This window comes from Catellatospora sp. NPDC049609 (assembly GCF_040675365.1).
Classification (GTDB): Bacteria; Actinomycetota; Actinomycetes; order Mycobacteriales; family Micromonosporaceae; genus Catellatospora.
This window is the reverse complement of record NZ_JBFAOU010000371.1, coordinates 1-3263: the sequence shown is the minus strand read 5'-3', so window position 1 is coordinate 3263 and position 3263 is coordinate 1. Positions and strand designations below refer to the sequence as shown.

Annotated in this window: 3 protein-coding genes; 2 read left to right on the top strand and 1 reads right to left on the bottom strand. The window is 73.9% G+C overall.

What is annotated here, in order from left to right; translation table 11 throughout:
• Positions 1-92: 92 nt before the first annotated feature.
• Positions 93-620 (bottom strand): SET domain-containing protein-lysine N-methyltransferase, encoded by a 528-nt coding sequence (locus tag AB0J67_RS40150; RefSeq protein ID WP_363490916.1) that lies wholly within the window; start codon positions 618-620, stop codon positions 93-95.
• A gap of 188 nt (positions 621-808) precedes the next feature.
• Here AB0J67_RS40150 and AB0J67_RS40145 point away from each other — a divergent pair, with 188 nt between their 5' ends.
• On the top strand, positions 809-2086 hold the full coding sequence (locus AB0J67_RS40145; RefSeq protein WP_363490914.1) for an enolase C-terminal domain-like protein: 1278 nt from the start codon (positions 809-811) through the stop codon (positions 2084-2086).
• Positions 2083-3135 (top strand): Gfo/Idh/MocA family oxidoreductase, encoded by a 1053-nt coding sequence (locus AB0J67_RS40140; protein WP_363490912.1) that lies wholly within the window; start codon positions 2083-2085, stop codon positions 3133-3135. Before AB0J67_RS40145 ends, AB0J67_RS40140 begins: the two co-directional genes overlap by 4 nt.
• Positions 3136-3263 lie beyond the last annotated feature (128 nt).

The following is a 3263-nucleotide window of genomic DNA, read 5'->3' as shown; positions in this document are numbered from 1 at the left end:
GCTGATGATGCTGCTCGGCCGGCCCCGGGCCGAGATCGAGCTGGTCACCCGGTACCCCGGCGTGGTCGGCGTACCGGGTGCCCCGGCCCTGCTCAGGCGGCCTGGATGCGGTCGCGCAGCAGCGGGATCCAGTGCTCGCCGTAGCGCTCGCGCAGCTCGGGCAGCCGCCAGTCCGCGCCGGTGACCGTGCCGCGGCACAGCGCGGAGCCGCAGGAGCAGGCCATGGCGAAGTCCGCGACGGCGGTGCAGGCCGCGTAGTCGTTGGTGACCTCCTCGCCGGGCGCGATGTCCCGCCGGGCGGCCAGCGTGTACGCGTCGAGCCACCACAGGTTCGGGTCGCAGCTGTGGTTGCCGTACCCGTTGGGTCGGCGCGGCGGCAGCACCAGGTGCAGGTCCTCGCCGACCGAGACGGTGTCCACGTAGCGCCGCTCGCGGGCGGCCCGCGCGAACAGCTCGCGCAGCGCGGCGCCGTCGACCAGCCGCCCGCCCAGCCGGGACACCACGGTCCCGGCCGCCAGGGGCGCCGTCGCGAACAGCCCGCGTCCCGCGATAGCCGACGCGCGGACCTCGACGTCAGGGTGCAGCCAGCAGTCCGCCGCAGGCAGGGGCACCGGTCTCATCGGGTGTCGTCCTCCGTCGCTCAGGCTGCCGGCAGGTCGGGTCACCCCAGATCATGACCTGCCGTCCGGCGGGACGGGTCCTCCCACTGCCCGATCTTGCGGTTGCCGCCGGTCCGGGTAGGGTCGCGATGATCCTGCCGGAACAGCGGCCGCTCCCGCTCCGGTCACCGAACGGACGAAGGACAGTCATGTCAGAGGAGCGAGCTCCGGCCGTGCTGCCGGAGACGCAGGCGCCCTGGCCCGCGCGGGACGGGCTGCGCATCACCGGCGTGCGCGCGATCGTCACCGCCCCGGAGGGCCTGCCGCTGGTCGTGGTGCGCGTCGACACCAGCGAGCCGGGGCTGCACGGCTTCGGCTGCGCCACGTTCACGCAGCGCTTCCACGCCGTCGTGGCAGCCGTCGACCAGCACGTCGGCCCGATGCTGATCGGCCGGCATCCGGCCGACATCGAGGACATCACCCGGATGGTGCACCTGTCGTCGTACTGGCGCGGCGGCCCGGTGCTCAACAGCGCGCTGTCCGGCGTGGACCAGGCGCTGTGGGACATCGCGGGCAAGCGCGCCGGGATGCCGGTGTACGAGCTGCTCGGCGGCCGGGTCCGCGCCGCCGCCGACACCTACCTGCACGCCTCCGGCGCGACGATCGAGCAGGCCGTCGAGCACGCCCAGCAGATCCTGGAGTCCGGCTACCGGCACGTGCGCCTGCAGGCCGGCGGCCCCGGCCTGGGCACCTACGGCGCGCCCGGCACCCCCGGCGGCTACCCCGACGCGCCCTACCCCGACGGCTGGGACGTGCAGCAGTACCTGCGCGACACCCCGAAGCTGTTCGCCCTGGCGCGCGAGGTGCTGGGGGAGACCCCGAACCTGATGCACGACGTGCACCACCGGCTCACCGTCAAGCAGGCCGTCGCCCTGGCCCGCGCGCTGGAGCCGTACCGGCTGTTCTTCCTGGAGGACCCGATCCCGCTGGAGCTGTACGACCGGCTGCCGGAGCTGCGCGCGGCCGCGCCGATGCCGATCGCGGTGGGGGAGCAGGTCGCCTCGGTCGCCGACGCGGCCCGGCTGGTCGCCGGCGGCGGCGTGGACCTGCTGCGGCTGCACATCTCCGCGGTCGGCGGGCTGACCCCGGCCCGCAAGCTGGTGGCGCTGTGCGAGCTGACCGGCGTCGGCACGGCGTGGCACGCGCCCGCGGACGTGTCGCCGATCGGCGCCGCCTGCAACGTGGCGCTGGATGTGAGCAGCCCGGCCTTCGCCATCCAGGAGGGCCACCTGTGGCCGGACCCGGTGCGCGAGGTCTTCCCCGGCACGCTCGACCCGCGCCACGGCTACCTCTACCCGAACGACGCCCCGGGCTGGGGCATCGAGGTCGACGAGGCGGCGGCGGCGAAGTACCCGCCGGTCACCCACCTGCACGAGCGATGGTCGGCGCGGGTGCGCCGGCCCGACGGGGGAATCGAGGCACCGTGACCAGGCTCGCCATCGTCGGCACCGGCAACATCGCCGCCGGCTACCTCACCGACCTGCGCACCTACCCCGACGTGGAGGTCGTGGGCGGGTACGACACCGACGCCGCGGCCGCCGCCGCGTTCGGCGCCGCGCACGACCTGCCGATCCACGGCAGCCTCGACGAGCTGCTCGCCGACGACCGTGTCGACGTGGTGGTGAACCTGACGCCGCTGGCCGCGCACGTGCCGGTCACCACCGCCGCGCTGCACGCGGGCAAGCACGTGTTCAGCGAGAAGCCGCTCGCACCGACGTCGGAGGAGGCGCGTGGGCTCGTCGAGCTGGCCGCCTCGCGGGGGCTGCGGCTGGGCTGCGCGCCGTTCACGTACCTCGGCGAGGCCATCCAGACCGCGTGGAAGCTGGTCCGCGACGACGCCGTCGGGCCGATCAAGCTGGTGTACGCCGAGGTCAACCACGACCGGATCGAGTCCTGGCATCCGGCGCCGCAGGGGCCGTACCGGGCGGGCCCGCTGTTCGACGTAGGCGTCTACTCGCTGACCGCGCTGACCGCGATGCTCGGCCCGGCGCGGCGGGTGTGGGCGTACGGCACGATCCTCAAGCCGGACCGGGTGACGCTGGCCGGCGAGATGTTCTCCCCGCAGGCACCGGACTTCTCGGTCGTGGTGCTGGAGCTGGCGGGCGGCGCGACGGTGCGCCTGACCGCGAACTTCTACGTCGGCGCGGGCACCCGCCAGTCCGGCATCGAGCTGCACGGCGAGCGCGGCTCCGTCCACATCGCCGACTGGACCCACTTCGACTCCGAGATCCGCGCCGGCCTGCCGCCGGAGCCGGTCGCGCTGCTCGGCGAGCCGTACCCCGGCATCCCCTGGGGCCGCGGCATCTGGGAGTTCGTCTGCGCGATCCGCGAGGGCCGCCCGCACCGCTGCTCGGCCGAGCACGCCGCGCACATCGTCGACATCCTCAACGCCGCCGCGCACTCCCAGCAGTCCGGCATCCCCGTCGACGTGACCAGCTCCTTCCCCGCCCCCCTCCCCATGCCCTGGGCCGCCTGAAAGGAAGGGCACCTTCTTCACCCTATGTGGATAAGAAGGTGCCCTTCCCAACAGTGAGGATGATGTGTGGGAGTCCTCCCGGTCCGGTCTGACCCTCTTCCCAACTGACCTCGGGTCTTGGACGGGAT